Source organism: Clostridium sp. SY8519 (genome assembly GCF_000270305.1).
Classification (GTDB): domain Bacteria; phylum Bacillota; class Clostridia; order Lachnospirales; family Lachnospiraceae; genus SY8519.
This window is the reverse complement of sequence record NC_015737.1, coordinates 2,231,294-2,258,107: the sequence shown is the minus strand read 5'-3', so window position 1 is coordinate 2,258,107 and position 26,814 is coordinate 2,231,294. Positions and strand designations below refer to the sequence as shown.

The 26,814-nt window shown below is 52.8% G+C and carries 28 protein-coding genes; 3 read left to right on the top strand and 25 right to left on the bottom strand.

Annotated elements, in window-relative coordinates; all coding sequences use genetic code 11:
* The 3 genes from CXIVA_RS10520 to CXIVA_RS10510 are packed head-to-tail and all read left to right on the top strand — an operon-like array spanning position 1 to position 3,034.
* Positions 1–918, top strand: coding sequence for an acyl-CoA dehydratase activase-related protein (locus CXIVA_RS10520; protein WP_013978014.1), 918 nt, complete (start codon positions 1–3; stop codon positions 916–918).
* Positions 919–2,061 (top strand): hypothetical protein, encoded by a 1,143-nt coding sequence (locus CXIVA_RS10515; protein ID WP_013978013.1) that lies wholly within the window; start codon positions 919–921, stop codon positions 2,059–2,061.
* 7 nt (positions 2,062–2,068) lie between these two features.
* Entirely contained in the window at positions 2,069–3,034 is a 966-nt protein-coding gene (locus tag CXIVA_RS10510; RefSeq protein WP_013978012.1) for an acyl-CoA dehydratase activase, read from the top strand.
* Positions 3,035–3,169: 135 nt separating this feature from the next.
* Here CXIVA_RS10510 and rplS read toward each other — a convergent pair whose 3' ends face one another.
* The 25 genes from rplS to CXIVA_RS10390 form a co-directional block, all read right to left on the bottom strand.
* A complete protein-coding gene (gene rplS / locus CXIVA_RS10505; RefSeq protein WP_013978011.1) occupies positions 3,170–3,529 on the bottom strand; it encodes a 50S ribosomal protein L19 in 360 nt (119 codons plus the stop codon).
* A gap of 138 nt (positions 3,530–3,667) precedes the next feature.
* Positions 3,668–4,417: a tRNA (guanosine(37)-N1)-methyltransferase TrmD gene (trmD, locus tag CXIVA_RS10500; RefSeq protein ID WP_013978010.1), complete on the bottom strand. Its 750-nt coding sequence runs from the start codon at positions 4,415–4,417 to the stop codon at positions 3,668–3,670.
* 15 nt (positions 4,418–4,432) lie between these two features.
* Complete coding sequence (rimM, locus tag CXIVA_RS10495) at positions 4,433–4,942, bottom strand: ribosome maturation factor RimM (protein ID WP_013978009.1); 510 nt, start codon at positions 4,940–4,942, stop codon at positions 4,433–4,435.
* A 125-nt stretch (positions 4,943–5,067) separates the two neighbouring features.
* On the bottom strand, positions 5,068–5,295 hold the full coding sequence (locus CXIVA_RS10490; RefSeq protein WP_013978008.1) for a KH domain-containing protein: 228 nt from the start codon (positions 5,293–5,295) through the stop codon (positions 5,068–5,070).
* Positions 5,296–5,315: 20 nt separating this feature from the next.
* The gene (gene rpsP, locus CXIVA_RS10485) at positions 5,316–5,561 is read right to left on the bottom strand and encodes a 30S ribosomal protein S16 (RefSeq protein WP_013978007.1); all 246 of its coding nucleotides are present in this window, start codon (positions 5,559–5,561) and stop codon (positions 5,316–5,318) included.
* A gap of 96 nt (positions 5,562–5,657) precedes the next feature.
* On the bottom strand, positions 5,658–7,016 hold the full coding sequence (gene ffh, locus CXIVA_RS10480; protein ID WP_013978006.1) for a signal recognition particle protein: 1,359 nt from the start codon (positions 7,014–7,016) through the stop codon (positions 5,658–5,660).
* 44 nt (positions 7,017–7,060) lie between these two features.
* Positions 7,061–7,405 (bottom strand): YlxM family DNA-binding protein, encoded by a 345-nt coding sequence (ylxM, locus tag CXIVA_RS10475; protein ID WP_013978005.1) that lies wholly within the window; start codon positions 7,403–7,405, stop codon positions 7,061–7,063.
* A 109-nt stretch (positions 7,406–7,514) separates the two neighbouring features.
* Entirely contained in the window at positions 7,515–8,726 is a 1,212-nt protein-coding gene (gene ilvA, locus CXIVA_RS10470) for a threonine ammonia-lyase (protein ID WP_013978004.1), read from the bottom strand.
* A gap of 4 nt (positions 8,727–8,730) precedes the next feature.
* Complete coding sequence (ftsY, locus tag CXIVA_RS13930; protein WP_041729016.1) at positions 8,731–9,630, bottom strand: signal recognition particle-docking protein FtsY; 900 nt, start codon at positions 9,628–9,630, stop codon at positions 8,731–8,733.
* 613 nt (positions 9,631–10,243) lie between these two features.
* Positions 10,244–13,804 carry a chromosome segregation protein SMC gene (gene smc / locus CXIVA_RS10460; protein ID WP_013978002.1) on the bottom strand — a complete coding sequence of 1,187 codons (3,561 nt, stop codon included), beginning with the start codon at positions 13,802–13,804 and terminating at the stop codon, positions 10,244–10,246.
* The gene (gene rnc, locus CXIVA_RS10455) at positions 13,805–14,497 is read right to left on the bottom strand and encodes a ribonuclease III (RefSeq protein WP_013978001.1); all 693 of its coding nucleotides are present in this window, start codon (positions 14,495–14,497) and stop codon (positions 13,805–13,807) included.
* Between the two features lie 140 nt (positions 14,498–14,637).
* The gene (locus tag CXIVA_RS10450) at positions 14,638–14,865 is read right to left on the bottom strand and encodes an acyl carrier protein (protein WP_013978000.1); all 228 of its coding nucleotides are present in this window, start codon (positions 14,863–14,865) and stop codon (positions 14,638–14,640) included.
* Positions 14,855–15,886 (bottom strand): phosphate acyltransferase PlsX, encoded by a 1,032-nt coding sequence (plsX, locus tag CXIVA_RS10445; RefSeq protein ID WP_013977999.1) that lies wholly within the window; start codon positions 15,884–15,886, stop codon positions 14,855–14,857. The genes CXIVA_RS10450 and plsX overlap by 11 nt, the downstream gene beginning before the upstream one ends.
* A 179-nt stretch (positions 15,887–16,065) precedes the next feature.
* Positions 16,066–17,376 carry a hypothetical protein gene (locus CXIVA_RS10440; RefSeq protein ID WP_013977998.1) on the bottom strand — a complete coding sequence of 437 codons (1,311 nt, stop codon included), beginning with the start codon at positions 17,374–17,376 and terminating at the stop codon, positions 16,066–16,068.
* A gap of 90 nt (positions 17,377–17,466) precedes the next feature.
* Positions 17,467–19,200 (bottom strand): proton-conducting transporter membrane subunit, encoded by a 1,734-nt coding sequence (locus CXIVA_RS10435; protein ID WP_013977997.1) that lies wholly within the window; start codon positions 19,198–19,200, stop codon positions 17,467–17,469.
* Positions 19,193–19,336 carry a hypothetical protein gene (locus CXIVA_RS14135; protein ID WP_013977996.1) on the bottom strand — a complete coding sequence of 48 codons (144 nt, stop codon included), beginning with the start codon at positions 19,334–19,336 and terminating at the stop codon, positions 19,193–19,195. The genes CXIVA_RS10435 and CXIVA_RS14135 overlap by 8 nt, the downstream gene beginning before the upstream one ends.
* Before the next feature lie 36 nt (positions 19,337–19,372).
* Positions 19,373–20,911 (bottom strand): proton-conducting transporter membrane subunit, encoded by a 1,539-nt coding sequence (locus CXIVA_RS10430; RefSeq protein WP_013977995.1) that lies wholly within the window; start codon positions 20,909–20,911, stop codon positions 19,373–19,375.
* The gene (locus CXIVA_RS10425) at positions 20,908–22,392 is read right to left on the bottom strand and encodes a monovalent cation/H+ antiporter subunit D family protein (protein WP_013977994.1); all 1,485 of its coding nucleotides are present in this window, start codon (positions 22,390–22,392) and stop codon (positions 20,908–20,910) included. The genes CXIVA_RS10430 and CXIVA_RS10425 overlap by 4 nt, the downstream gene beginning before the upstream one ends.
* The gene (locus CXIVA_RS10420; protein WP_013977993.1) at positions 22,389–22,763 is read right to left on the bottom strand and encodes a cation:proton antiporter subunit C; all 375 of its coding nucleotides are present in this window, start codon (positions 22,761–22,763) and stop codon (positions 22,389–22,391) included. The genes CXIVA_RS10425 and CXIVA_RS10420 overlap by 4 nt, the downstream gene beginning before the upstream one ends.
* Positions 22,750–23,805, bottom strand: a complete 1,056-nt coding sequence (gene mbhE, locus CXIVA_RS10415; RefSeq protein WP_013977992.1) for a hydrogen gas-evolving membrane-bound hydrogenase subunit E — start codon at positions 23,803–23,805, stop codon at positions 22,750–22,752. The genes CXIVA_RS10420 and mbhE overlap by 14 nt, the downstream gene beginning before the upstream one ends.
* Positions 23,805–24,167 carry a monovalent cation/H(+) antiporter subunit G gene (gene mnhG, locus CXIVA_RS10410; RefSeq protein ID WP_013977991.1) on the bottom strand — a complete coding sequence of 121 codons (363 nt, stop codon included), beginning with the start codon at positions 24,165–24,167 and terminating at the stop codon, positions 23,805–23,807. Before mnhG ends, mbhE begins: the two co-directional genes overlap by 1 nt.
* Entirely contained in the window at positions 24,164–24,439 is a 276-nt protein-coding gene (locus CXIVA_RS10405) for a monovalent cation/H+ antiporter complex subunit F (protein ID WP_013977990.1), read from the bottom strand. Before CXIVA_RS10405 ends, mnhG begins: the two co-directional genes overlap by 4 nt.
* Positions 24,432–24,977 carry a Na+/H+ antiporter subunit E gene (locus CXIVA_RS13535; protein ID WP_013977989.1) on the bottom strand — a complete coding sequence of 182 codons (546 nt, stop codon included), beginning with the start codon at positions 24,975–24,977 and terminating at the stop codon, positions 24,432–24,434. The genes CXIVA_RS10405 and CXIVA_RS13535 overlap by 8 nt, the downstream gene beginning before the upstream one ends.
* A 226-nt stretch (positions 24,978–25,203) precedes the next feature.
* The gene (rpmF, locus tag CXIVA_RS10395) at positions 25,204–25,383 is read right to left on the bottom strand and encodes a 50S ribosomal protein L32 (protein ID WP_013977988.1); all 180 of its coding nucleotides are present in this window, start codon (positions 25,381–25,383) and stop codon (positions 25,204–25,206) included.
* A gap of 139 nt (positions 25,384–25,522) precedes the next feature.
* Entirely contained in the window at positions 25,523–26,713 is a 1,191-nt protein-coding gene (locus CXIVA_RS10390; protein ID WP_013977987.1) for an acetate kinase, read from the bottom strand.
* Positions 26,714–26,814: the final 101 nt, after the last annotated feature.

Sequence of the window (26,814 nt, the reverse complement as noted above, 5' to 3'; positions counted from 1 at the left end):
ATGAAAATCGGAATTCCGAGAGCGCTGCTCTACTATCGCTACGGCACGCTGTGGAAGGTATTCTTTGAAAGCATGGGCTTTGAGACTGTGATCAGCCCGCAGACCAACAAGGAGATCATGGATGCAGGCTCTCACTACACCATTGATGAGAACTGCATCTCCAGCAAATTATTCTTCGGTCACATCGCTGCGCTGGAAGGGCATTGCGACGCAGTCTTTGTCCCCCGTATCGCCAGTCTGGGCAGCGGCTCCGTCATGTGTTCCAGATTTGAAGCCCTGTATGATATGTCCGCCAGCATTTTCCGCGGACACGACCTGGACTTTCTCACGCTGAATGTGGACGTCCAGCAGAAGCACTCCCCTGCCGATGCGTATATCTCTCTGGGCGAAGAACTGGGCGCCACCCGCGCGGAGGCCGAGCGCGCCTACCGCAAAGCCATTCACGCCCAGGCTTCTGTAATCCGGAAGAAATCCGCAGAAACTGCCGAACTGCTGGAAAAAGACGGCATCAAGGTGCTGATTTCCGGACATGCGTACAATTTATACGATGAATATATCGGCCTGCCGGTGATCCGAGGCGTAAAGCGTCTGGATGCGATCCCGATCTGCACGGATGCCATGGATCCGAAACTCGCCCGCAGCAAGGCAGCTTCCATTGCCCGTCATGTGCCCTGGGTGACCAACCGCGAGCAGCTGGGCGCCATCGCGCACTTCCACGATCAGGTGGACGGCATCGTCCTGATGACAGCATTTCCCTGCGGTCCCGACTCAATGGTCAACGAAATGATCATCCGTCAGATCAAGGACAAACCGATCCTGAATCTCCTGCTGGATGCCCAGAGCGGAAATGCGGGCATCGAAACCCGGCTGGAAAGTTTTATCGATATTATACGATTCCGAAAGAAGGTACAGTTTTAGATGAAAAACACCACACCCGTACTCTGTTATCCCCAGCTGGGCAACTATGACCTGGCCATCGGATATTTTGTCCGTCACGGACTGGGCAGCCGCTATCTGGCACCGCCTGCCATGACCAAACGAACCATTGAACTGGGCGCCAAATACAGTCCGGACTATGTTTGCGCGCCCTTCAAATGCATGATGGGCTGCTATATCGAAGCGCTGGAAAAAGGCGCCAATGTACTGATCCAGACCGGCGGCACCTGCCGGCTGGGCTATTATGGCGAGCTGCATGAAAAAATCCTGAAAGATCTGGGCTATGATTTCCGGATCATGAATCTGACCCTTCAGCGTCACCGGAATATCCCCGGCCTGCTGAAAGCAGTCAAAGCCTTTTCTCCGGATGCCTCTTATCCCCGGATGCTGCAGGCCATCCCGGCCACCTTTCAGATGATCCGGGCCATTGACCGGGTGGAGGACTACATGCGGCGCAACATGGGATTCGAGGACCGGGACGGTTCCTTTGAAAAAGCCCACAAAATTTTTCTGCACCGGATGGCTCAGGCAGACTCCCTGTCAGAAGTCCACGAAGTCTTCCGCCGCACCATGAATACCATGCGGCGCCTGCCGCGGCACAAGCCGAAGGACCCGGTACGCATCGGCGTCATCGGCGAATATTTCACGATCATGGACCCTTATTCCAATCATGAAATCGAGAAAAAACTGGCAAAAATGGGAGCGGAAGTCCATCGCTGGATGAACCTGTCCAACAGTGTCGCCGTCTGTCCGGATGAAAAAACCTCCCGCAAGATACTGGACTGGATGCGCTACGATCTGCACCACTTCCCATCTTCTCTCTGGGTAGAATCCCAGAAAAAAACCGTCAGCAAATATGTGCGCTATGACACCGGCGCTTCCGGAATTTCCACCATTGCGCTGGCTGACCATTACGCCCGCCAGGGATTCGACGGCCTGGTGCACGTCAAAAGTTTCGGCTGTATGCCGGAAATGGACGTAATCCCGATCCTGCACAACATCAGCGCCGATTATAAAATTCCGATTCTGTATATGAGCTACGATACCCAGACCAGCGATACCGGAATCGAAACCCGGCTGGAGGCCTTCTACGACATGATCGCAATGCGAAAGGAAAAGAGGTAAATCACAATTGAAAAAAGCATATCTTGGAATTGATATCGGCTCCATTTCTACCAAGGGAGTCATTATAGACGAAAACAAAGACATTCTGGCCAGCATCTATCTCTGGACCGAAGGCAATCCGCTGGGCGCCGCCAAACGGGTCATTCACGCGCTGGAAGAACAGTTTGATAAAGATACGTATCAGGTGGTGGCCGCGGGTACCACAGGCAGTGCCCGCAAGCTGGTAGGAGCCATGTGCAATGCCGCCATCGTCAAAAACGAAATCACCGCCCATGCGGTCGGCACCACTACGCTGCACCCGGATGTCCGCACTATTTTAGAGATCGGAGGACAGGACTCCAAAATTATCTGCGTAGAAAACGGTGTTGCTGTCGATTATGCCATGAACACCCTGTGCGCTGCCGGTACCGGCTCCTTTTTAAGCAGCCAGGCCCGCCGTCTGGGTGTCGAAGTGGAAGACTTCGGCAAAATCGCCCTGGGAAGCACCAATCCCACGCCCATCGCCGCCCGCTGTACGGTATTCGCGGAATCAGATCTTGTCCACAAAATTCAGATGGGACACAAAAAACAGGACATTATTGCAGGCCTTTGCAACGCAGTAGCCAACAATTACCTGAACAACATCGGCAAAGGGAAAAAGATTCTCCCGCCCATCGTCTTTCAGGGCGGTGTCAGCAAAAACGAAGGCGTGGTCAAGGCTTTCGCGGATTCGCTGGGCGAAGAAATCATCGTAGATGAAAACGGCCACCTGATGGGATGCTACGGCGCCGCCATTCTGGCTCTGGGCTGCGGCATTGAGCGTCCGTTTTCCTTTGATGTGGCAGATATGGAATTTTCCACCCGGGAAGTCATCTGCCAGAACTGCCCGAACCACTGCGAAATCATCTGCGTCTACCGCGACGGGGAACTCATTGATTCCTGGGGCAACCGCTGCGAACGCGGCGCGGTTGCTGTTCCGGACGGGGCAGCCTGAGTTCTTCCATCTTCCGCCTTGCCTTTATCGGCAATCCCTCACACCGTCCTGAATCACCGGAAAAATAAAAACTGCCGCCGGCAAACAGCTCTTCAGCCATTTGCCGGCGGCAGTTTTTCTGCACCAGATATGAAATTAACGGTTTACTACCTTTTCTTTTACCTTGGTTGCTTTGCCGACACGATCACGCAGATAGTTCAGTTTCGCTCTTCTTACTTTACCGTAACGAACTACTTCGATCTGTGCTACAGAAGGAGAGTTTACCGGCCAGGTTTTCTCCACGCCGACACCATTGGAGAACTTACGTACGGTAAATGTCTCCCGGCTGCCGCCGCCCTGACGTTTCAGAACAGTGCCTTCAAAGACCTGGATTCTCTCACGGTTGCCCTCTTTGATCTTTGCGTGTACTCTGACGGTATCACCTACGTGAAATTCCGCGATATCATCTCTGATCTGTGCATCTTCGATGCCTTTAATAATTTCCTGTGCGTTCATAATGAGACCTCCTGTTTATTCGGATGTTCTTATTACCAGACCAGCGGATGCGCTTCTGTCTGTAACAGCGGACCATCTCTTCTTTTCTTCTCGCTACTCGCAGTTAAAAATTCTACCATATATTACTATGGATTGCAACTATTTTCTATGTTCTGTCTGCTGTGCTTCATAGGCTAATATCTGACGGACATCCGCCGGTGTCAGATCCGCGTCCCGGATAATGTCCGGCCGCCACTTCCAGGTACGCAGAACCGCCTGCTGCCGGCGCCAGGCTTCTACTTTCCGGTGATCGCCGGACAAAAGCACTTCCGGCACCTGTCTGCCCTCCCAGACTTCCGGCCGGCTGTACTGGGGATATTCCAGCAGTCCGTCCTCCAGAGACTCACTGACACCGGATGCGGCATTGCTTAACACACCGGGAATCATCCGGGCAGTGGCGTCAATCATCATCATGGCCGGCAGTTCTCCGCCGGTCAGCACATAGTCTCCGGCGGACACATAATCCGTTACGATGGTTTCCAGCACGCGTTCATCCACGCCCTCATAATGCCCGCAAAGGAAGATCAGTTCTTCTTCCCCGGCCCACTCTTTCGCCAGATTCTGATCAAAGATCCTGCCCTGGGGAGTCAGATAGATACAGCGCATCTGCCTGCTGCCGCCTGCAGTGACATGTTTCCACGCGTCATAGATGGGCTGCGCCTGCATCACCATGCCGGCGCCGCCGCCGTAGGGATAGTCATCGACTTTTTTGTGCCTGTCTGTGCTGAAAGTCCGGATATCCACCGCGTCCACAGACAGCAGTCCCCGTCCGGCCGCCCGGCCGATAATACTGGTGTTCAGGCCGTTTTCAATCATTTCCGGAAACAGCGTCAGTACATGAAATATCATGGAATCCTCCTTCTGCTACAGATCTTCCAGTCCCGGCAGAAGATAGACGGTCATGGTCCCTGCCTCCAGATCCACTGCCCGGATACATTCCCGGATGGCCGGCACAAGGAGTTCCCTGCCGTCCCCCTGCAGCACATAGACATCATTGGCGCCTGTGGTAATGACATCTGTCAAAGTCCCAAGATCCCTGCCGTCTGTCGACTGAACCTTCAGTCCGATAAGATCCGCGATGAAGTATTCATTTTTCTTCAGTTTGACCGCGTTTTCCCTGGTCACGTAAAGTTTCTTCTCCCGCAGCCTCTGCACATCATTGATGGAGGCAAACTCCCGAAACTTCAGGACCACAAGATTTTTCACGAACTTCACGCCGGTAATATGCAGAATTTTGTTTTCCTTCTCCGGTTCCAGGATTACTTCTTTCAGTTTTTTAAATCGTTTGGGATCATCTGTGGTAGGAAACACTTTCACTTCCCCGGCAATCCCATGGGTATTGGTAATGATTCCTACCTGAAACAGATCTGTCATACGATCTCCTTTCGTGTGTATCCGTAACGGACATGCGTTTCAGCTGTCCGAAACTCTGTTTTAAGTAAAAAGGCTGGGCACGGTTCCCCATGTCCAGCTTCTTCTACAAATTCAAACAGCCGCTATTAGACGATTTCCACAATGACTTTCTTGTCATCTCCGGAAGCAGCGGCTTTGACAACAGCCCGAATCGCTTTTGCGATGCGTCCCTGTTTACCGATCACCTTTCCCATATCAGATGACGCCACATGAAGTTCGTAAACGGTGACCCGTTCCTTTTCCTTCGTGCTAACAGTAACTTCATCAGGATTGTCGACAAGTGATTTTGCAATTACTTCAATGAGTTCTTTCATTACGTTTCACCCCTCAACTCCTATCTCTCGATGCCTGCTGATTTTAAAATTTTCTCAACAGTTGCGGTAGGCTGTGCGCCGTTAGAGATCCATTTTCTGGCTGCTTCTTCATCCAGACTGATTACGGAAGGATCCTTGGTCGGATCAAAGTAACCGATCTCTTCGATGAATCTGCCATCTCTCGGGCTTCTTGAATCTGCAACAACGATTCTGTAGAAAGGAGCTTTCTTCTTACCCATTCTTTTTAATCTCATCTTTACTGCCATGTGTTTCACCTCCTTGCTTTGTACTGATAAGGTATCTGATCTTACGAATTGAATACTGCGGCCTGGTGCCGCCGGATGCTTACGCACCCTCTATGGTTAAAACGGAAGCTTGAGACCTCCGAATCTTCCTCCCTTGCGCCCCTTGCCTTTCAGCATGCCGGGCATGGTCTTCATCATTTTTCTGGCCTGGTCAAACTGCTTGACCAGACGGTTCACCTCTGCGATATCCACGCCGGCGCCTGCGGCAATTCTCCGTTTTCTGCCGGGATTCATCAGCGCCGGATTCGCGCGTTCTTCCGCGGTCATGGAGTGGATAATTCCTTCGATGCGGGCCATTTTCTTATCATCCATGGCATCTTCGATCTGCCGGATCTGACTGCTGTTCATGCCGGGCATCATGCTCAGCACACTGGTCAGACCGCCGAGCCGCTTCATCTGTCCCATGGATTCCAGATAGTCGTCGTAGGTAAATTCCGCTTTCTGGATCCGGCGGGCCATATCCTGCGCCTTTTCCTGATCTACTTCCTGTTCCGCCTTTTCGATCAGGGTCAGCACATCTCCCATACCAAGGATTCTGGATGCCATCCGGTCCGGATAAAACTGTTCCAGATCGGAGAGCTTCTCGCCCATACCTACATACAGAATCGGCTTGCCGGTAACGGCACGGATGGACAGCGCGGCGCCGCCGCGGGTATCGCCATCCAGCTTAGTGAGGATGACTCCGTCGATACCGATCTTTTCGTCAAAGGTTCCGGCTACATTTACCGCATCCTGACCGGTCATGGCGTCTACAACCAGAATGGTCTGTGCCACGTCCACACTGTTCTTGATGGCAATTAGCTCGTCCATCATGTCTTCATCAATATGAAGACGTCCGGCTGTATCCAGGATCACCACCCGGTTGTCATTCTTTTCCGCATGTTCGATGGCTGCCCGGGCAATATCCACAGGGTTCTGCTTTTCTCCCATGGAAAATACTTCCACGCCCTGTTTCTCCCCATTGATCTGGAGCTGGCGGATCGCCGCGGGACGGTAGACATCGCAGGCCACAAGCAGCGGATTCTTGCCTTTGAGCTTGAACTTGCCCGCCAGTTTGGCGGCTGTGGTGGTCTTACCTGCGCCCTGCAGGCCGGCCATCATGATCACAGTAACGGATTTTCCCGGACGCAGCGCAATCTCTGTCGTCTCGGATCCCATAAGTGTGACCATTTCTTCATTTACGATCTTGATGACCATCTGTCCGGGATTCAGCCCGTTCATGACATCTTCGCCGATCGCCCGTTCCTGTACGGTTTTGATGAAGTTTTTCACCACACGGAAATTAACGTCTGCCTCCAGCAGAGCCATCTTAACTTCTTTTAACGCGGACTTTACATCCGCTTCTGTCAGACGTCCCTTGCTGCGCAGGTTTCTGAACACGTTCTGAAGTTTTTCCGATAAGCTGTCAAATGCCATCTGCCTGTCTCCTGTCAGCTGTGTTGTCCTGATGCAGTATCCGGTTACAGTTCGTCGATGATTCTGTCTGATATCTCCGTGATCTGACGCATGGATTCCTCCAGAGTCGACGCGCTGCACTGTTCCGCAATCCGGCGGATCTTCTGTACATCCTCTCTGGTTTTGATAAAACGCTCCACCAGGTGCAGCTTTTCTTCATAGCCGCTTAACAGACGGTCACAGCGTCTGAGCAGATCATGGACGCCCTGCCGGCTGATGCCCAGTTCCTCCGAGATCTCACTCAGAGAAAGATCGTTAAATACGGCATCTTCATATACCTGTTTCTGGTGGTCGGTAAGCAGCTCTCCGTAAAAATCATAATAGAGCGCCTGTCGTCCGATTTTCTCCATTTCAAATCACCTTGCCCAGAGTATCACAATTCAAAAAAGGTGTCAAGTATTTTCTCTTGACACCTTCCTGTATTTTTTCGAATACCCGTATATGCTGCTGTCACGCCGGTTACAGGACCGCCTGTACTTCTTTCGGGCGGTACCCCTCTTTTTCCATGCCTGCAATGATCTGCTTTTTGTGCTCGGTCCCGAAGGCCTCCAGTGTAATCCGCAGTTCCACGGCATTGTTCCGGTTGGTGGATACGAACTGGTTGTGTTCCAGACGGATCACATTGCCCTGAAGATCCGCGATCACGCCGGATACTCGGGAAAGTTCGCCCGGTTTGTCCGGAAGCAGAACCGAAACTGTAAAAATTCTGTCCCGGAGGATCAGCCCCTGCTGGACCACGGAGGACATGGTGATCACATCCATATTTCCGCCGCTGAGCACACAGGCGATCCGTTTGTCTTTTACGTTCAGCTGTTTCAGGGCTGCCACCGATAACAGTCCCGAATTTTCCACGATCATTTTGTGGTTTTCCACCATATCCAGGAATGCGCCCACCAGGTCGCTGTCTTCCACGGTAATAATGTCATCCAGATTCTTCTTCAGATAGGGGAAGACATGCTCGCCAGGTGTCTTTACCGCGGTTCCGTCCGCAATGGTATTAATCGAAGGAAGGGTCGTGACCTTTCCGTTGCGGATGGACACCTGGGCACAGTTGGCGCCGGCAGGCTCCACACCGATGATTTTGATTTTCGGATTCAGCAGTTTGGCCAGTGTGGATACGCCGGTGGCCAGTCCGCCGCCGCCGATGGGAACCAGAATGTATTCAATCAGCGGCTGATCCTTGAAGATCTCCATGGCCACGGTTCCCTGGCCGGTCGCCACGGCCAGATCGTCAAAGGGATGGATAAAGGTATAGCCTTTTTCCTCTGCCAGTTTCAGGGCATGGTCGCAGGCTTCGTCATAGACATCTCCGTACAGAATCACTTCTGCGCCGTAGCTTTTGGTGCGGTTGACTTTGATTAAGGGTGTGGTCTTTGGCATAACGATGACTGCCTTTACCCCGTATTTCTGCGCGGCATAGGCAACGCCTTGGGCATGATTGCCCGCGGACGCGGTAATCAGTCCTTTGTTTCGCTCTTCCGCGGAAAGGGTGCTGATCTTATAGTAAGCGCCGCGGATTTTATACGCGCCGGTGACCTGCATGTTTTCCGGTTTCAGATAGACCTGATTTCCGGTCTGCTCTGACAGAAATTTGCTGTAAATCAGGTGGGTATCCCCGGTTACCTGATTTACGATATTTGCCGCTTCTTCAAACTTGTCCAGTGTCAGCATATAGTTACTCCTCTTCTTCCTGATCAAACAGTGCCTCTACAAACCGATCCGAGTCAAATTTCTGCAGATCATCGATGGTCTCCCCCACTCCGATGTATTTTACAGGGATGCCCAGTTCGGACTGAATGGCCACTGCAATTCCGCCTTTCGCCGTTCCGTCCATTTTGGTCAGGACAATTCCTGTAATATCTGCCACTTCATTAAACTGCCGGGCCTGTGACAGGGCGTTCTGCCCAGTGGTAGCATCCAGGACCACCAGGGTCTCCCGGTAAGCTTCCGGATATTCCCGGTCAATGATACGGTTCAGTTTCTTTAATTCTTCCATCAGATTCTTTTTGTTCTGCAGCCGTCCGGCGGTATCACAGATCAGGATATCCGCATGTCTGGATTTGGCCGCTGCGATGGCATCAAACAGCACAGATCCTGGGTCTGCCCCTTCCTGGCCGCCGATCATATCCACGCCGGCCCGTCTGGCCCATTCGCCCAGCTGTTCGCCTGCTGCCGCCCGGAAGGTGTCCGCTGCTGCCAGCACCACTTTTTTGTGCTGTGCCTTCATTTTTCCGGCAAGTTTGCCGATGGTGGTGGTTTTGCCCACCCCGTTTACGCCGATGACCAGAAGGACGGAGGTTTCCTGTTCAAACCGGTAGGCCGTCTCTCCCACCGCCATCTGCTCCTTGATGCTTTCAATCAGATATTTCCGGCATTCTGCCGGTTCTTTGATGTGATTTTCCTTCACTTTTTCCTGCAGGTTTTCGATAATGGATTCGGTGGCTCTTACCCCGATATCCCCCATTACCAACACTTCTTCCAGCTCTTCGTAAAATTCGTCGTCAATCTTGGAAAATCCGCGGAACAGACTGCCGAATCCGAAATTATTCCTGGTTTTGCTTAAGCCCTGGAACAGGCGGCGGAAAAATCCCTTTTTCTCCTGTTCTTCCGAAGCCTCCGCTGCCGGTTCTGAACTTTCCTCTCCGGAAACGTCTCCCGATTCCCCGGCGTCTTCCGCCGTCGGATCCGGTTCTTCGGTTTTTTCTTCCGAATCTTCGGAAATTCCGTTTGATGCAGCGGGTTTTTCCGCGGTTTCTTCGGCTTCTGCGGTCTCTTCCGCAGATTCGTTGGTTTCTGCGTTTTCTGCCGCGGTTTCGTTGGTTTCCGCAGTTTCTTCCGCGGTTTCTCCGGCCACTGCAGTATCCTCGGCCTCCTCGTTTTTTCCCGCAGTTGCGTCCGTGTCCTCCGCAGTTTCTTCGATTTCCGTATTTTCTGCAGTTTTTTCGATTCCCACGTCCTCTTTTGCGGTTTCGTCAATGTCCTCCGTATCTTCTTCTGCAGTTTCCTCTTCCTCAAAGACCGCTTCCTCGCTGTCTTCTTCCGGTTCACATCCTTCCGCGTCAGAGGAATCCTCCAGTTCTTCCACTGCCGTCTCCTCTGCCATGTGCTTCAGCAGCTCTTTTTCTTTTTTTTCTTTCTCTCTTCGTTCTCTTCGCTCTTTAAAAAATCCCATGATGCCTCCTTGTCAGTCAGGTATCTAACTTGTTTTCGATCAGATCAACGGATACCAGAACGGAAACGCCTTTTTCCTGCATGGTGATTCCATACAGCCGGTCGGCGGCGTTCATGGTTCCGCGCCGATGGGTAATGACGATAAACTGGGTGTGTGCCGTCAGTTTATGCAGATAGCGCGCGTAGCGGTCCACATTGGCGTCGTCCAGCGCCGCCTCGATCTCGTCCAGCAGACAGAACGGCGACGGCTTCAGGTTCTGAATGGCAAACAGCAGGGAAATGGCAGTCAGCGCCTTCTCCCCGCCGGACATCTGCATCATGTTTACCAGTTTTTTGCCCGGCGGCTGTGCGATAATGCGGATTCCGCTCTCCAGCACGTCCTCTTCCTCTTCCAGTTCCAGCGTGCCTTTTCCTCCGCCGAACAGTTCCCGGAAGACTTCGTTGAACTGTTTCTGTATTTCCGCGAATTTTTCCCGGAACTGACGGCGCATGCCATCGTTGAGTTCTTCAATGATCTGTTCCAGGGCCTCCTTCGCGTCACGGATGTCATTGCGCTGAGTGTTCAGGAATTCATAGCGTTTTGCCAGTTCCCGGTATTCATCAATCGCGTTGACATTTACCGGCCCGAGGGCACGGATTTCCTCCCGGATCCGCCGGATCTCCTGCTTCAGTGTGTGTCCGTCACGCGCTTGTGTCTCTTTCAGTTCCAGGGCCGCGTGATAGGTCAGTTCGTAGGCTTCCCACATGTAATCTGTCTGGGATTTCAGCAGTTCTTCGCATTTCTCCCGCCGGACCTGAAGGCGCAGGATCTCTTTATCCATCCGATTGATTTCATTGGTCAGGTCTTCCCGTTTCTGTACGGCGTCCTGGTAGTCCCTGGACAGTTCTTCTTTTCGGGCAGACGCAGCTTCCAGCTCTTCTTTACACTGCCGGATGGTCTCCTGACAGCTCTGAATCTCCTCCTCGTAAGCCCGAATCCTTGCCTGGTGTTCTGCAATCCGCCCGTCGGAATTGCCGGCAGTCTGCTGCAGCTGTTCCATATCATCTGCCAGCTGCTTTAATTCTGTATACAGACGCTGAATATTTTCGCCGGTAAATTCTATTTTCTGCGCGCAGGCCGCTTCCTCCAGCGCGGCGGATGCCAGCGCTTCCTCCAGGGTTGCCTGCTGTTCTTGTTTTTTCTCCAGTTCTTTTTGTCCGGCCCGGACCTGTTCCCGGATTTCTGCCTCCTGTTTTTCCGATTCCTGCAGACGCCCGGCCGCCTCCGTGTCTTCTCCCTGGAATTCTTCAATCTGCCGGTTCAGCTCACGGATCTGGCGTCCGATCTGTTCGAACACATCCTCCTTCTTTTTCTGCTCTTCCTGCATCTGGCTGATCTGAAGACGCAGAGTATTCTGCTTTAAGTAGGCTTCCTGCAGTCTGACTGCCAGCTCGCTTTCTTCCTTTTTCCGCAAGCCGTCAGATGCCTTCATTTCCTCCATCTGTCTGCGCAGTTTGCTGCCTTCCTGCCGGATTTCCTCAATCCTTCGGTTCAGTTCTTCAATTTCACGGTTTCTGCCCAGAAGATTGCTGTTGTTTCGGAAGGCGCCTCCGGTCATCGCGCCGCCCGGAGACAGGGACTCTCCTCCCAGTGTTACGATCCGCAGGGAATAATGATATTTTCTAGCAATTGCCAGGGCGTGATCAATCGTATCCGCCACCAGTGTCCTGCCCAGAAGATGCCCCAGAATTCCCCGGTAGCAGTCCTCAGTCCGTACCAGGGTATCCGCCAGCCCGATGGCTCCTTCCTCCTGCAGCGCTTCTCTGGCCGGCACCCGGGCCGGGGCCTTTACGCTGGTCATGGGAAGAAACGTAGCCCGGCCGTAATGATTTTTCTTCAGATAGGCAATCATTCGTTTGGCCGTGGCTTCATCCTCTGTGACGATATTCTGAATGCTTCCGCCCAGGGCGGTCTCAATGGCTGTCTCGTAGTTCCGGTCCACGGAAATCAGATCCGCGATGACGCCGCGGATCCGGTTGTCCCGGTTCTTCTGTTCCATGACACGGCGGATGCTGTTTCCATACCCGTCGTAGCGCTCCGCGATATTTTTCAGGGAATCCCGTCTGGAAGAAACCTTGTGGAACTCCTGCTGCAGAGCGTCCATACGCTGGCGGGTCTGTTCCAGTTCTTTCTGCGTTTCTCTGCGTCTCCGGCCGATTTCTTCCTGTTTTTCCTGCTGTTTTCTGATCTGCCGGGCCGTCTCCTGTTCCTGCTGTTCTGCTGCCTGCCGTCTGTCCCTGACATCAGTGGTATCCGTCTGTTCATGCAGCAGCTCTGCGTGCAGCGCGGCTTTGCGGATTTCTGCCTGTTCCTTCATCGTAAGAAACCGCTGCCGCTTTGTTTTCATATCGGTCCGGGCATTGATCAGGCCCAGGATCCGGCGGTTTCCCTCTGTTATTGCTTCTTCACAGGCAGCAATTTCCTGTTTTAGCTGATTCTGCCGGCTGACGGTCTCCTGTTTTCCGGAAAAAATTTCCTGCTGTTTTTTCTGCAGTTCCGTTTTTTCCTGTTCATAACTGATCCGAACCCGGCTGCGCTCCGCGATCTGCTCTTCCAGCTCCTGCTTTCTGTTGTCAAAATGCGCCGCATTTGTCTCGATGGTGTGAATCTGTTCCTTCCGAATGCGGATTTCGCTTTCTGCCTTCTGGCCCTGCAGTTCTGCTTCTGACTGCCGGCGCCGCAGCGCTTCCAGCTGTTCCTCCAGACCGCTGATTTCCCGGGAGGAATGGTTGTAATGTTCGATGGTACGCTGATGCTCTGCCTGGGCTTCCTCCTTCTGGCTGACGGCATCCGCCGCCTTGCCGCCAAGGTCCTTTTCCGCCTGTTTCAGCCGTTCTGCCTCCAGGAGGAACAGGTTCACCTCGCAGGTCTTTAACTGTTCTTTTTTCTTCAGGTAGACTCTTGCGTTTTCCGACTGTTTCCGCATGGGCTCTACCTGATGTTCCAGCTCCGCCAGAATATCATTGACACGGGTCAGATTGGAAGCTTCCTGCTCCAGCTTTTTCCATGTCATACTTCTGCGGCGCTTGTATTTCACAATACCTGCGGCCTCATCAAACAGGGCGCGCCGTTCCTCCGGGCGGCCGGACAGGATCTGATCGATCTGTCCCTGCCCGATAATGGAGTAGCCCTCCTTGCCGATTCCGGTGTCATAGAACAGCTCCTGCACATCCCGCAGACGGCAGGCGGAGCCATTTAAAAGATATTCGCTTTCCCCGGAACGGTAAACCCTTCTGGCTACGGTCACTTCTTCATAATCCACTGCCAGCCTGCGGTCGGAATTGTCCAGTGTCAGCGCCACATAGGCATAGCTTTGGGGTTTTCTGTTTTCCGTCCCGGAAAAAATCACATCCTGCATGCTGGAACTGCGCAGCTGACGGACCTTCTGTTCTCCCAGCACCCAGCGCACCGCGTCCGCCACGTTGCTCTTGCCGCTGCCATTCGGGCCGACAATGGCCGTGATTCCATTGTGGAATTCAAATCTGGTCTTCTGGGCAAAGGATTTAAATCCGTGAATTTCTATGGATTTTAAAAACATCTACTGTGTCTCCCGGTTGCGCAGTTTCAGAATAGCCTGGTAGGCCGCTTCCTGCTCTGCTGCTTTTTTACTGTGAGCTTCTCCCCGGCCGTATGCCCTGCCGTCAATCCGCACTTCCACGTCGTAGGTCTTGTTGTGGTCCGGCCCGCTGGAGCTGAGCAGTTCATAAGTCAGCTGCTCCATGGTCCCTGCCTGGACGATCTCCTGCAGGATGGTTTTGCTGTCTGTAAACAGCTGCATATGCTCCATATGCGCCATGACATAATTCTCCACAAACTGCCGGGCCGCCGAAAATCCCCCGTCCAGATAGATCGCCCCGATCACCGCCTCGAAGGCATCTGACAGAACAGAGGGCCGTCTGCGTCCGCCGGTCAGATCTTCTCCTTTTCCCAGGAACAGATATCTGCCCAGATCGATCTTTCTGCTCAGGAAGGCAAGAGACGGTTCGCATACAATACTTGCCCGTTTTTTGGTCAGTTCTCCTTCCGGCACATCTGTGTATCTGCTGTAAAGCCAGTCGCTGCTGACCAGTTCCAGCACCGCGTCTCCCAGAAATTCCAGCCGTTCATTATCCGAACGCTTTTTCATGTGTTTTTCGTTGGCATAGGAACTGTGGGTCAGCGCCTGACGCAGCAGCCCCTCCTGCTGGAATCTGTAGTTGATTTTTTCCTGTAATTCCTCTAACTGTTTCATTCTGTTGCCTGTTCTTCCTGTTTTCGCCTGACGGCAGGCTTCCGGTCCGATCCCGCGCCAAAGCAGTCTTCCGATATACGTCAGAAAAAGACTGTCGCCCCTGTATCAGGAACAGTCTTTCTCCGGTTCTTAAAATACTCTTATTTATGTCTTCCCAGCTGGTCCGCCACATCACGGACCGTCTCCATGGAAAGGGTTTCCCGGTAAGTAATCTCCGTCTTGAACTCTTCCTCCAGACGAAGCATAATCCGAAGCAGATCCATGGAATCCGCCCCCAGATCATCCGTCAGCAGGGATTCCGGCCGGATCTCCTCTTCGCCGATCTGGAGCACTTCCGCGACCACCCGCCGCACGATCTCATACTCCATCCGAATCCTCCCGGTTTTTTCTGGCAATGGTTTCTTCTATCTTTTCGCCGATGCGCTGTGCCTGGAATTCCACACACTGTCCGATGGCCACGGAAATCTCCTTGGCGGAGGCATTTCCGTGACTTTTCACTACCAGCCCCCGCAGTCCGAGCATCGGTGCGCCGCCGTAAGCGGAAACGTCAAATGTCTTCAGCGTATTTTTCAGCGCCGGCTTAATCAATGCGCCTCCGATTTTAGACCGAACAGAAGACATAATGCTTTCTTTCAGTTTTTTCATCAGCAGGGATGCCACACCTTCATACATCTTAAGCAGGATATTTCCCGCAAACGCGTCACACACGACGATATCCACCGCTCCGTACGGTACGTCACGGGCCTCCACGCTTCCGATGAAATGAATATCCTCGCAGGCCTGCAGCAGCGGAAAGGTCTCCTTCACCAGCTTGTTTCCCTTGTCATCTTCCGCGCCGATATTCAGGATTCCCACAGTCGGTTTCGGGATGCCGGCGATGTCACGCATATAAATCGTCCCCATCTGCGCCCACTGCACCAGGTGTCCGGGCCGCGCGTCCACGTTGGCGCCGCAGTCCACCAGCAAGGTTCCTCCCTTTTCCGTGGGAAGCATAGGCGCAAAGGGCGCCCGCTCAATTCCTTTGATTCTTCCGACGATAAACTGGCCGCCTGCCAGAATCGCTCCGCTGCTTCCCGCGGATACCATGGCGTCTGCCTGTCCGTCATGCACCAGCCGCATGCAGACAACCAGGGAGGAATCCTTCTTCCGGCGAATCGCCTTTACCGGAGGTTCCGCAGTTTCTATTACTTCCTCGGCATAAACCGTCTCCAGACGGGATCTGTCGCAGGTATATTTCGCCAGTTCTCCGTCCAGTGCCTGCCGGCGTCCCACCAGAATCACCGTAATATCCCGGTTCTGTTTCAGTGCCTGAATGGCTCCCCTGACAATCTCTCCCGGAGCATTGTCACCTCCCATGGCGTCCACCGCTATGCGAATCTTTTCTGACATAAGCACGCTTCTCCTTTCAAAGCATATCATTTTAGATCATACACCATCTGAGATGCAATCGCAAGAGACAGCCTGCGACGGGGACGGCGTAAGTATACATTCGAAACGAATTAGGTAAGCGATGCCCGGGCACTGCTGATAAGACAGCAGGCAGTGAAAGGCTGTCACAACGATACGCCTTATACCGGTTTCAGTTTTTTGACATTGATCTGCGGTATCAGATGCAGTGCTTCTTTTTCCGTCAGTTCCTTATCGGAAATCAAACCGCTGTCCGAATACGGGCAAAACTCAAACATCTTCCCGTCTGACTCGTGGACTGCATAATAATGGTACCTATACCAGTCAGGCGTTCCATTTTGGTAATCTCCATACATGCTTCTCACCGGATATCCGATCTGACTGCCGATATACTCCAGTTCATAGGGAGAAGTATAAGAATTGTACGACATCTGAACGAATGATGGTGTCGTCCGATCCCCAATTGTATAAATGTAATTGATTGCGCCGTTTCGATCCTTATTTTTAAAACACCTGGAATATTTTACATGTGATTTCAGATAATCACAGATCACTTCCATTTTATCCGCACCGTTTGTTTTCTGGTCGGCTCCGCTCTTCTTAAGAATGTTCTTAAGCCACGCCTTTTTCAGTGCAGCCGTATCTTCCAGCCGGATCGTTCCCACTTTCATCTCTTTTGTGTAATTGTAATAATTCCGGCTGCCGTCTTTGTTTTTAATCATTTCTTTGATTTTCACCGTGACCGGACCTGTGGGATAAACTTTTTTTCCGTTTTTCCCTGTGTCGTACAATGTCTGAACTGCAAGGTACCCTCCGGAGACCTTGTGATAGGATCCCGTCCAGTATGGCTCCTCCAAAGAGCCTCGATTTACATCTGAATAGGAACCCACGGAACTGCTGACCGTCAGTTTTTTTCCGTTTTTATCATAAAAATCAATCTGAAATGTATCATCCGGACTGTTTGTTTTTATGTAGATGGCAGTATCATAACCGGAATACAATTTCGGCGTAATTCCCGTATACACACGGTATCCGTATTTCAAAGCCGGCGTATGATACAGACCGTCCTTTTTCAGCGTCGGAGCCGAGGCGCTCTTTTTCACTTTTACCCTGACTGTCTGACTGTATTTTCCCGCAGTATTCTTTTTCATTGCCCGGACACGCAGGTAGATGGTTTTTCCGCTTTTCGCCTTCAGCGTAATTTTTGTTTTTCCGGCCGGTACCGTCCTGCTCCCTGCCTGTTTGAATTTTTTGTTATAGGCATACCGAATGTTGTATTTCGAAGCGCCCTTTACCTTTTTCCACTTTACCGTCACTCTTCCGGCTTTCTGTGATTTTGCATAAGTGACCCGGACCCTGGCAGGACGATGTGTTTTCGCATGGGCAGTTTCCCCGCCCGAAACGATGGACACCAAAGCGACAGCTGCTGCTGCCGCAATTCCGGCGGTTATCTTTTTTCTTCTTCTCTTCATGGTACCCTTCCCTGGAATGTTTGATGATACATTTTACATTCATTTTATCAGCTATCCCATGAAAAAACAATTTCCTCCCTTTGCAGCGGCTCACACCGCCTCCAGGAAAATCAGGAACACCACTGCGAGGATACACAGGACAGCAATCACCTGAATCTGATGCCCCAGGGGCTGCCGGTCTTCTTCCTCGTCCAGCTCAACACCGCCGATCACCCGGCTGCGCACCCCCGTACCGGTGAATTTTTCAAACAGTGCCACTGCGCCGTCGTACAGGTCCGCCGCCCGGGCAAACAGCCAGGTCACTCCCCTGGAAAGATTCCAGAGGGCCGGTGTCAGCCCCTTTCTCCAGATCACATCCAGATCCACCGTCATTCCTTCATGGGGTTCCATTCTGCGGATCAGCAGCACAAAAGGTATGGAAGCGCCCAGGAACAGTCCCAGGTATTCCAGAATATGCGCCGCGGAAAACAGGTGTCCCACCGGAAGGCCAAACAGCCCGTAGCAGAGCTGCGGAAAGATTCCGGTAATCACGCACAGCGCCGTGCCCGCTCCCATGGCAGCGGTTCGATGGGCCGGCACAGGCCGGAGGGTACGCCCGGCAATTGCCATCCCCGGCTTCGGCTTCCGGAGAAATACAAACCAGTTGATCTTCATGGTCACAGACAGCCAGGTCCCGACGCCTGCTGCGGTCACCAGCAGCCCGGCCGCCTCCATATGGCTGGCCTTCAGGGCTTCCATAATCAGCGCCTTGCTGGCAAATCCATTCAGAAACGGGAAACCGGCAATCGCTAAGGACGCAGTCAGAAAGCAGCCGAAGGTAAAGGGAAGCTTTTTTCCCATCCCGGCCAGATCAGTAATTTTCCGCAGACCCCCGGTAGCATAGTACAGATTGCCGATTCCCATGATCAGCACACCTTTGTACAGAATATTGAAAGCGGCATGCAGCGCCGCTCCGTCCAGCCCGGCTTCCAGGCCGGTGGCAAGTCCTGCCACCATCATGCCCAGCTGACTGATAATATGGTAGGACAGCAGCCTGCGCAGATCATTTTCCATCAGTGCCATGCAGGCGGCAAAAACAGCGGTCAGCGCTCCGAACAGCGCCAGCCAGTGCGTTCCGCCGAAAAAGCGGATCATCGCGTAAATCGCGACTTTTGTGGTAAACGATCCCAGATAAAGCATGCCTTCCGGCGTACATTCCGGATAGGAATCCGGCAGCCAGGTATGAAAGGGCGGCATCGCCGCATTTACCGCGACCCCCGCCAGGAGTACCCAGAACGCGGCTCCCGCGTCAGGCCGAATGCCTTCTACCTGTGTAATGCCCCGGGCCCACAGCAGCATCGCGCCGATTAATACCAGATTTCCGCCGAACAGATGCATCACCAGATACCGGAAGGAAGACCGCACTTTATCCGCTCCGTCGCCCAGCCATACCACCGCCGCCGAAGCCGCCGCCATCAGTTCCCAGAAACACACAAACCCAATCAGGTCTCCGGCCAGCACGGCTGACAGACCGCCTCCGGCATAGATCAGAAGGGCTGCCCGTTCTCCCCTGGTTTTCTCATTCATGGCATACAGGGCCGCCAGCACCGAGACAACCGCGAAAACCAGCGCAAATACACGGCTCAGCGCATCCACCCGCAGGAAAACACAGGTGATCCGTTCCGTAACTGCCACAGTCCAGCTGTCCCCTGTCTCCAGGCCGACGCAGGCCGCAAGGGACAGCAGAGATCCCGCCAGCCCCGCGTATTTCCCTGCTTTTTTCGGAAGAATCAGCGTCAGCAGGCCGCAGATGATCAAAAGAAATCCCGGATGAATCTTATACATCAGTCTGATCCCCCTCTGTCCGCTGTTCGTAAATGTTCTGTTCCCGGTGAAGCAGACGGTTCATGAGCCCCTTAGAAAGGAAAATCAGGGCGGCGCTGCTTAGAAATCCGATTCCGATCGATTGAATAAAAACCATACACTCCTCCATTCTTCGTGCAGTGAAGCGGTCCCTTCAGCTAAAAATGCTTCCGGCAGCCATCCGGGCCATCTGCATCATACGCGGCCCGAAGTCCGGAGCTATTCCCAGCGCGAAGGAAATCCCCACCGTAATCAGAAGCGGTGCCAAAAGGCAGGGGGAAGCATCCGCAAAGAACACTCCCCTGCCGCGTTTTCCCATGGGGATCCGCACCGGACCGGACGCAAACTCCGGTTCTGTCCTGCGGAAAGAAAAAGCCAGATATCCCACCGGAACCAGATACGTCAGAGACAGCAGCGCGCTGGCTGCCAGCACTGCAATGAGCACCGGTTTTCCCTCTTTCGCAGCTCCTAAAATCAGATTGGCTTTGCTCAGAAACGCCGGCAGGAACGGCAGTCCGGCAATGCCCAGAGAAGCTGTAAGAAACGCCGCCATCGTATATGGCATCCGCCGGCCAATCCCCCACATCTCACGGATATCTGTCTTGTGGGTCGTAACCATAATGGCGCCGGCACACATAAACAGCGTGATTTTCAGGAAGGAATGGGCCACCATGTGATACAGGGCGCCCTGAACACTGTAGGGAGAAAGCAGGCAGATCCCCAGCACCAGATAGGACAGCTGCCCCACGGTAGAATATGCCAGCCTGGCCTTCAGATTCGTCTTCTGCAGCGCAATCAGGGAAGAGAGAATAATCGTCCCGGCTGCCAGCCAGACCATCACCGTGGATCCCCCGCACTGTCTGCTCAGTTCCGGTCCGAAGGTATAGCAGACCACACGCAGCAGGGCAAAGGCGCCGGCATTGACCACCGCCACCGCATGCAGCAGCGCGCTGACAGGGGTAGGGGCCACCATGGCTGCCGGAAGCCAGCTGTGCAGCGGCATGACTCCGGCCTTGACCGCTCCTGCCCCGATCATCAGGAAAAACAGGATGGCCGCCGTGCTCCCGCTGACATGGGGCGTCAGGAAGCCGCCGGCTTGAAAATCCATGGTGCCGCAGCGAAAATATACATAGACAATCCCGGCAAACAGCAGCTGCCCGCTGGTCAGTGTGTAAAACAGATATTTCCGGCCGGAAGCCCGGCTCTTTCCATCCCTGTGATGCACCACCAGAGGATAGGTGGCAATGGTAAGCACTTCAAAAAACAGGAAAAAGGTCAGAAGATTTCCCGCAAAGCATATGCCCATTGTTCCGCACAGGCACATGGCAAAGGCCGCGTAATATCCGGTCTGGTGCTTTTCCCCGTGTCCCCGCATATATCCGATGGAATAGACAGAAGTCAGAATCCATAGAAAGGAGGCGATGCAGGCAAAAATCATGCCGGCGGGATCCACCCGGAACATCAAGTCCACCCGGTCCGTGAGACGCATCACGCGCAGCACAATGATTTTTCCTTCCAGCACCGCAGGCACCATGGAATACACCAGCAGAAACTTGATGCCTGCCGCGGCAAATGTAATCCCTTCCCGCACATTCGGCCGGACCCGGCTGCCGGTCAGAAGTATCAGAAGCGCCGCGGCGGCGGAAACCAGCACAGCTGCCAGCGGCCGGATACTGCAGATTATTTCTGTCATGAACTCACCCCCCATATTGCGGAATTCAGCAGGTCCACCACTGCTGTGTTGCAGATTCCAAGCAGGATAATCAGCAGCGCGCAGGCCAGAATCGGCAGCAGCATCAGAACCGGAAGTTCTGCTTTGCCCTGCCGCGGCGCCTGCAGGCTCCGGTCCTCCGCTTCCCGATCCATAAACAGCCGTTCGAACAGGCGGAAGAAATAGACCGCGTTCAGAAGGCTGCTGATGACCAGTACCACGACATAGAGGTAAATTCCCTCTTTTGCCGCTCCATACGCCAGATACCATTTACTGAAAAAACCGGTCAGGGGCGGCACGCCCACCATAGAGAGCCCCGCGACCACAATCGCTGCCGATGTCAGCGGCATGGTCCGGTACAGCTGGCCGAACCTGAGCATCTGCACCTCACCATAGCGGTAGCGGATTCCTCCGGCGCAGAAAAACAGGCAGGATTTCATGGCGGAATGTCCCAGAATATGGAGCACCGCCCCGATCAGTCCGTAATGCCCGGCAATGGCAATGCCCATCCCCACATAGCCGATCTGGGCAATGCTTGAGTATGCCAGCAGCCGTCTGAAATCCGTCTGCCGCATGGCTTTCAGGGAACCGTACAGCATGCCCGCACAGGACATCAGTCCCACCAGCAGCAGAAAGCGTCTGACATATGCGGAATTGCCCGCGAACAGGAAGAAAAAGAATCGGATCATCCCATACGCCGGGATCTTTCCCATCACACCGGCAATCAGCGGCGCCGCGCCCGGATGGGCATTGGTATAGGCCGCCGGCTGCCACCCGTGCAGCGGAAACAGAGCCATCTTGATTCCAAAACCGATCACAAAGAAACTCATGGCGATCAGAGTCGTTCCGGAAGTCTCTGACGGCAGCAGCCGGTAGGCGATATCCGCCATATTCAGGCTGCCGGTCTCCCCGTACAGGAAAGCCACTCCCAGCAGATAAAAAGAGGCGCCGATGGTGCCGATCATCAGATAGCGGAACGCCGACAGGGTTCCCTGGTCTCCGCCCATGGCAATCAGCGTATAGCCTGCCAGCGAAGTGATTTCCAGAAAGACATAAAAATTAAACACATCTCCCGTCGCTGTCATCCCCGCCAGGCCGCAGATCAGCAGCGACAGCACGGAACAATATACAAAACTTTTTCTTCGGTTTTTCTGCTGCAGAAACGGGATGCTGAAAAGAATACTGAACAGCCCCATGAGAAAAATCATCACCAGGAGCACCGAATTAATGGAATCCAGATAAAATTCGATCCCGTAGGGCGCCGCCCAGTTGCCCATTTCGTAAGAAACCGGTCCCTTCCGCGCCACGAAGGCCAGTGAAATACAGGCTAGCAGAAGTCCGGCCCCGTTTATGGCTGCTGTCAGGATCTTCGGAGCCTGACGGCCGGCAAACGCCGTTAGCGGAGCCGTCAGAGCCGCCAGGAAAGGGCAGAGAATAATCAGTATCGGTAAATGTTCGCTCATGATTCTTTCCTCTTTCGGATTTCCTCTTCTTCAATGGAATAATACTTTTCCTTGATGCGCATCAAAAGCGCCAGGCCCACGCCTGTGGTTCCAAGGCTGACCACAATCGCAGTCAGCATCAGGGTATGGGGAATCGGATTGATATAGTGATGGATTCCCGCATAACGGCTGCTCAAGACCGGGATGGTCCCCCCTTTCTTCTGTCCCATACAGAGGAAGAAAAAAATCACAGCCACCTGCATAATGTTCATGCACACCAGTTTTTTCAGATAGTTGCCGCAGGCAGCCATCCCGAAGATTCCCAGGAAAAACAGAACCAATGTCAGAATATAGATTCCCTGTGCGGCCAGAAATGTATTAAACGCTTCCATGCTCTTTCCTCCCTGTCTTTTTCTTCCGGCGCAGCATACGCTGGGTCAGCTCGTTCCGGATCAGAATTGCGTTAAGGATTGTAATAATCGTGGCCATCACCGCCAGTGTCACCCCGATCTCAATAATGAGAATCCCTGTGGCGTGAAGCTGTGCCGCTGTCTTTCCGCCAAACGGCAGCCGGGCGTATTCCAGGAATTTCCCGCCGAAAAACATGGGAAGAATCCCCGCTGTCCCGTAGATCAGCACGCCTGCAGCTGCCAAGGCAATGGTGACATGGGGGGTAAATTTCAGATGGTAGCGGGCCGGGTTTCCAAAGGTGCAGAACAGAATATACGCCATGGCCAGCAGCGCCCCGGCCTGAAATCCGCCGCCAAGGCTTATCTCCCCGTGCATCAGTACATAGACGGCAAATACCATGATCACCGGAATAATCATCGCCATAATCATCCGGATCTCTATCCCGTCAAAACGTTCGTCTTTTGTATAGATGGCCGCGCTCCACTGCCCTTCCTCCCGGTTGGACAGGATGGCAAATACAGACATCCCGGCCAAAAACATCACGGTGGTCTCCCACATGGTGTCAAATCCGCGGAAATCCGCCAGCACTGCGGTCACCAGATTCGGCGCGTGCGTGTAGGCATAGGCATTGCCGATATAAAAATCGGAAATATGTGTATTCGGCGGCGAGTCCGGATCTCCGATCACCGGCAGCTGATGCACCAGAAGGGCGAACAGGACGGTCACCGTAATCAGGACAATGGTTCCCAGGAGTATCACGCCCTTCTCCGAACGCCGGAAGGGATGGGCCATACGGTCTGTGGTCTTAAGGGATATGACAAAATACAGCGTCGAAATCACACCGATCACCGCCTCTGTAAAGGCCACATCCGGCGCCCCGGAAAAAATATACAGCACCATGGCGCAGAAACTGAAGGCACAGTAAATCACCATAACTGCCAGCATATCTTTCACAAAAATAATCACCAGTGTAATCGCGATAAGAAACAGAAGCAGCAGCGCTTCCGCTGATAAAATCTGCATCAGTGTCCCCCTTTCTTCTCCGGCGGCTGCTCCTGCGCATCCGGGATCTGCAGTTCCTCATCCCGGATCTTTACATGATCCAGCAGCCCGCTGTGGAGTTCCGCCTTGCCGATCAGATGCGTGCCCACCGGATTCACCAGCAGCATGGCCAGCACAATCAGCACGATCTTGACAGACACCTGCGTTGCTCCCGCATGTACGATGAATCCTGCGGCAAACAGGGTAATACCCATGGTTTCCCCCACGCCGGAAGCATGGAGTCTCTGCAGAAATGTAGGAAACCGCAGCACGCCCACAGCAGAAAGCAGCGTGCACAGAAATCCGGAAGAAAACAGAAGTACCGTGATAATATCCCTGATCATTTTTCCTTATCCTTTCTGCCGATAAACCGGGCAACTACAATCGTGCTGACAAATCCGAGAATCGCGTAAGACAGCGCGATATCCACATACATATCCAGACGGCCGTCCGCGAATCCCACCAGAAGCAGAAGAATAATAATATCTGTCCCGATTACGAAGATTCCGTTGAGCCGGTCATAAATCCCCGGCCCGCGGAACACACGGACCAGCATCATGGCAATCAGAATCAGAAATCCAATGGAAAAAATAAGAAATATCACTCGTTCAAACATCAGCCTGTCCCCCTGTTTCCCTGTATTTCATGCGGTTTTGCTTCAGATCCTCATGAAAGACCCGGGCAATTTTCTGCTGCATGACACCGCTCAGAAGTCCCTCCGCCGCATGATCGGTCAGCGCGTTGACAATAAAATCATTTTCATCCGTAACATCGATCGTCACGGTACCGGGTGTCAGAATAATGGAATTGATAAACAAAACCACGGCTCCCGGCGCTTCCAGATCACAGTGAAACCGGATCAGCTGGGAATGGATCCGTTTCTTCGGCGCAAGGACCGTCCCCATGACATCCAGGGATGAAAAAAATATTTCTTTGTATAACCAGAAAAAATACGGAAGAAAACGAAGCAGGTCGATATCCAGCAGATAATACCGTTTTCCCCGATAGACCGTATGGAGCATAGGCACGCAGCAGAATGCGATAACCGCCGCGCAGACAGCCCCCGTGATCAGAAACCTGGCTTCCGTCCGTCCGGACAGCAAAAACCAGATGACAAATAAGAGTAACGATAGGCGAAACCATTTTGCAAACAATAAAATCCTCCCCCGGTCTTATGTTGATGATTTGTCTGTTACTGATAGTAAAATTTCTTAGGCTGACAGGTTTTTCGTGACGCATCCCCTGTCTTTCAGCCGTTTTTATCATTTTAACACAAAACTGTCGTTCATTTTGTTAAAAAACGCAAAAATGTCTGATACTTCCAGACGCACAAAAGGAGGCTGTCAGATTTGACAGCCTCCTCCAGTTTACTTCATTCAATTAATCAACGGAGATGATCTCACGTTTGTTATAAGAACCGCAGTTTTTGCAGACACGGTGGGGAACCATCAGTTCGCCGCATTTGCTGCATTTAACCAGTGTCGGAGCGCTCATCTTCCAGTTCGCTCTTCTTCTGTCACGTCTTCCTTTGGAAGATTTATTCTTTGGACAAATAGACATGTGAAACACCTCCTATATATAAACTTGCGTAAATTTCATAAGACACGCTGACAATTATACAGAACTGCAGACCAAATGTCAATAGCCTGTATGCAGGAATCTTTTCGGATCTTTCCGGTAATTGCGGAAATCCGGCAGATTATTTTACCAGGGCAGCCGTCTCACGGCAGATTGCAAGTTCTTCGTTGGTAGGAATAATAGCGACTTTCACTTTGGAATCCGCTGTGGAGATCATCAGATCTTCTCCTCTGTGTCCGTTTGCCTCCTGATCCAGCGTGATGCCCAGATAACCCAGATAGGAAACTACTTTTTCGCGTACCAGCGGAGCATTCTCGCCGATGCCTGCGGTGAAGGCGATTCCGTCCACGCCGTTCATGGCTGCCACATAGGCGCCGATGTATTTTGCCACGCGGTAGCTGAACACTTCAATGGCTGCTGCGCAGAGCTTGTTGCCGGCTTCCATGCCTTCTTCCAGATCACGGAAATCAGAAGACACTTTGGAAATTCCCTGTACGCCGGATTTTTTGTTCAGTACGTTCATAACGCCGGCGATGTCCAGATTTTCTTTGTTTGCGATGAATTCCATGATTGCCGGATCGATATCACCGGAACGGGTACCCATAACCAGACCTTCCAGCGGAGTAAGACCCATGGAAGTATCTACGCACTTGCCGTCTACGACTGCGCTGACAGAAGCGCCGTTGCCCAGATGAGCCACGATGATCTTGGAATGATTCAGATCCAGTCCTGCAAACTCTGCGAAATGTTTGGAAACGAAGCTGTGGCTGGTTCCGTGGAAGCCATATCTTCTTACTTTATATTTTTCGTAATACTCGTATGGAAGTCCGTAAAGATATGCTTTTTCCGGCATGGTCTGATGGAAAGCGGTATCAAATACGCCTACCATCGGTACGCCCGGCATCAGTTCCTGGCATGCGCGGATACCGATCAGGTTTGCCGGATTGTGCAGCGGAGCCAGGTCGTTGCACTCTTCAACTGCTTTGATCATCTCTTCGTTAATGACTGCGGAGGACGCGAATTTCTCGCCGCCATGCACGATACGATGTCCAACTGCCTCTACTTCGCTCAGATCCTTGATGGCGCCTGTTTTCGGGTTCACCAGGGCATCCAGCACCAGCTGAATCGCTTCCTTATGTGTCGGCATGGCAGGGGTGGATTTTTCCTTTTCTTCTCCTGCTTTCTGATAAGTAAGCGCGCCGTCAATTCCGATACGCTCGCAGAGCCCCTTTGCCAGAACAGCTTCTGTTTCGGAATCGATCAGCTGATATTTCAGTGATGAGCTTCCGCAGTTGATTACTAATACTTTCATTCGTGTATTACTCCCTTCTCTCTTTGTGAAAATGTGAAAACACATACATAAATATTATATACGTATTTCGGATATTCGCAAGGAGTATTCCCCCGATTCTC

Bases quoted from the DNA above. Each gene is read 5' to 3' on its own strand.
- CXIVA_RS10435 (WP_013977997.1), bottom strand. From the start codon at position 19,200: ATGTATAAGATTCATCCGGGATTTCTTTTGATCATCTGCGGCCTGCTG.
- CXIVA_RS10420 (WP_013977993.1), bottom strand. From the start codon at position 22,763: ATGGAAGCGTTTAATACATTTCTGGCCGCACAGGGAATCTATATTCTG.
- ylxM (WP_013978005.1), bottom strand. From the start codon at position 7,405: ATGGAGAAAATCGGACGACAGGCGCTCTATTATGATTTTTACGGAGAG.
- trmD (WP_013978010.1), bottom strand. From the start codon at position 4,417: ATGATATTTCATGTACTGACGCTGTTTCCGGAAATGATTGAAAACGGC.
- CXIVA_RS10515 (WP_013978013.1), top strand. From the start codon at position 919: ATGAAAAACACCACACCCGTACTCTGTTATCCCCAGCTGGGCAACTAT.
- CXIVA_RS10430 (WP_013977995.1), bottom strand. From the start codon at position 20,911: ATGACAGAAATAATCTGCAGTATCCGGCCGCTGGCAGCTGTGCTGGTT.
- CXIVA_RS10440 (WP_013977998.1), bottom strand. From the start codon at position 17,376: ATGAAGAGAAGAAGAAAAAAGATAACCGCCGGAATTGCGGCAGCAGCA.
- rpmF (WP_013977988.1), bottom strand. From the start codon at position 25,383: ATGTCTATTTGTCCAAAGAATAAATCTTCCAAAGGAAGACGTGACAGA.
- rplS (WP_013978011.1), bottom strand. From the start codon at position 3,529: ATGAACGCACAGGAAATTATTAAAGGCATCGAAGATGCACAGATCAGA.
- CXIVA_RS10390 (WP_013977987.1), bottom strand. From the start codon at position 26,713: ATGAAAGTATTAGTAATCAACTGCGGAAGCTCATCACTGAAATATCAG.
- plsX (WP_013977999.1), bottom strand. From the start codon at position 15,886: ATGTCAGAAAAGATTCGCATAGCGGTGGACGCCATGGGAGGTGACAAT.
- rimM (WP_013978009.1), bottom strand. From the start codon at position 4,942: ATGACAGATCTGTTTCAGGTAGGAATCATTACCAATACCCATGGGATT.
- ffh (WP_013978006.1), bottom strand. From the start codon at position 7,016: ATGGCATTTGACAGCTTATCGGAAAAACTTCAGAACGTGTTCAGAAAC.
- mbhE (WP_013977992.1), bottom strand. From the start codon at position 23,805: ATGCAGATTTTATCAGCGGAAGCGCTGCTGCTTCTGTTTCTTATCGCG.
- CXIVA_RS14135 (WP_013977996.1), bottom strand. From the start codon at position 19,336: ATGGTTTTTATTCAATCGATCGGAATCGGATTTCTAAGCAGCGCCGCC.
- CXIVA_RS10405 (WP_013977990.1), bottom strand. From the start codon at position 24,439: ATGTTTGAACGAGTGATATTTCTTATTTTTTCCATTGGATTTCTGATT.
- rnc (WP_013978001.1), bottom strand. From the start codon at position 14,497: ATGAAACAGTTAGAGGAATTACAGGAAAAAATCAACTACAGATTCCAG.
- CXIVA_RS10520 (WP_013978014.1), top strand. From the start codon at position 1: ATGAAAATCGGAATTCCGAGAGCGCTGCTCTACTATCGCTACGGCACG.
- CXIVA_RS10490 (WP_013978008.1), bottom strand. From the start codon at position 5,295: ATGAAAGAACTCATTGAAGTAATTGCAAAATCACTTGTCGACAATCCT.
- mnhG (WP_013977991.1), bottom strand. From the start codon at position 24,167: ATGATCAGGGATATTATCACGGTACTTCTGTTTTCTTCCGGATTTCTG.
- rpsP (WP_013978007.1), bottom strand. From the start codon at position 5,561: ATGGCAGTAAAGATGAGATTAAAAAGAATGGGTAAGAAGAAAGCTCCT.
- smc (WP_013978002.1), bottom strand. From the start codon at position 13,804: ATGTTTTTAAAATCCATAGAAATTCACGGATTTAAATCCTTTGCCCAG.
- CXIVA_RS10450 (WP_013978000.1), bottom strand. From the start codon at position 14,865: ATGGAGTATGAGATCGTGCGGCGGGTGGTCGCGGAAGTGCTCCAGATC.
- ilvA (WP_013978004.1), bottom strand. From the start codon at position 8,726: ATGCTGACACTGGACAAGTTTGAAGAAGCGGCAAATATCGTAAATCAG.
- CXIVA_RS10425 (WP_013977994.1), bottom strand. From the start codon at position 22,392: ATGAGCGAACATTTACCGATACTGATTATTCTCTGCCCTTTCCTGGCG.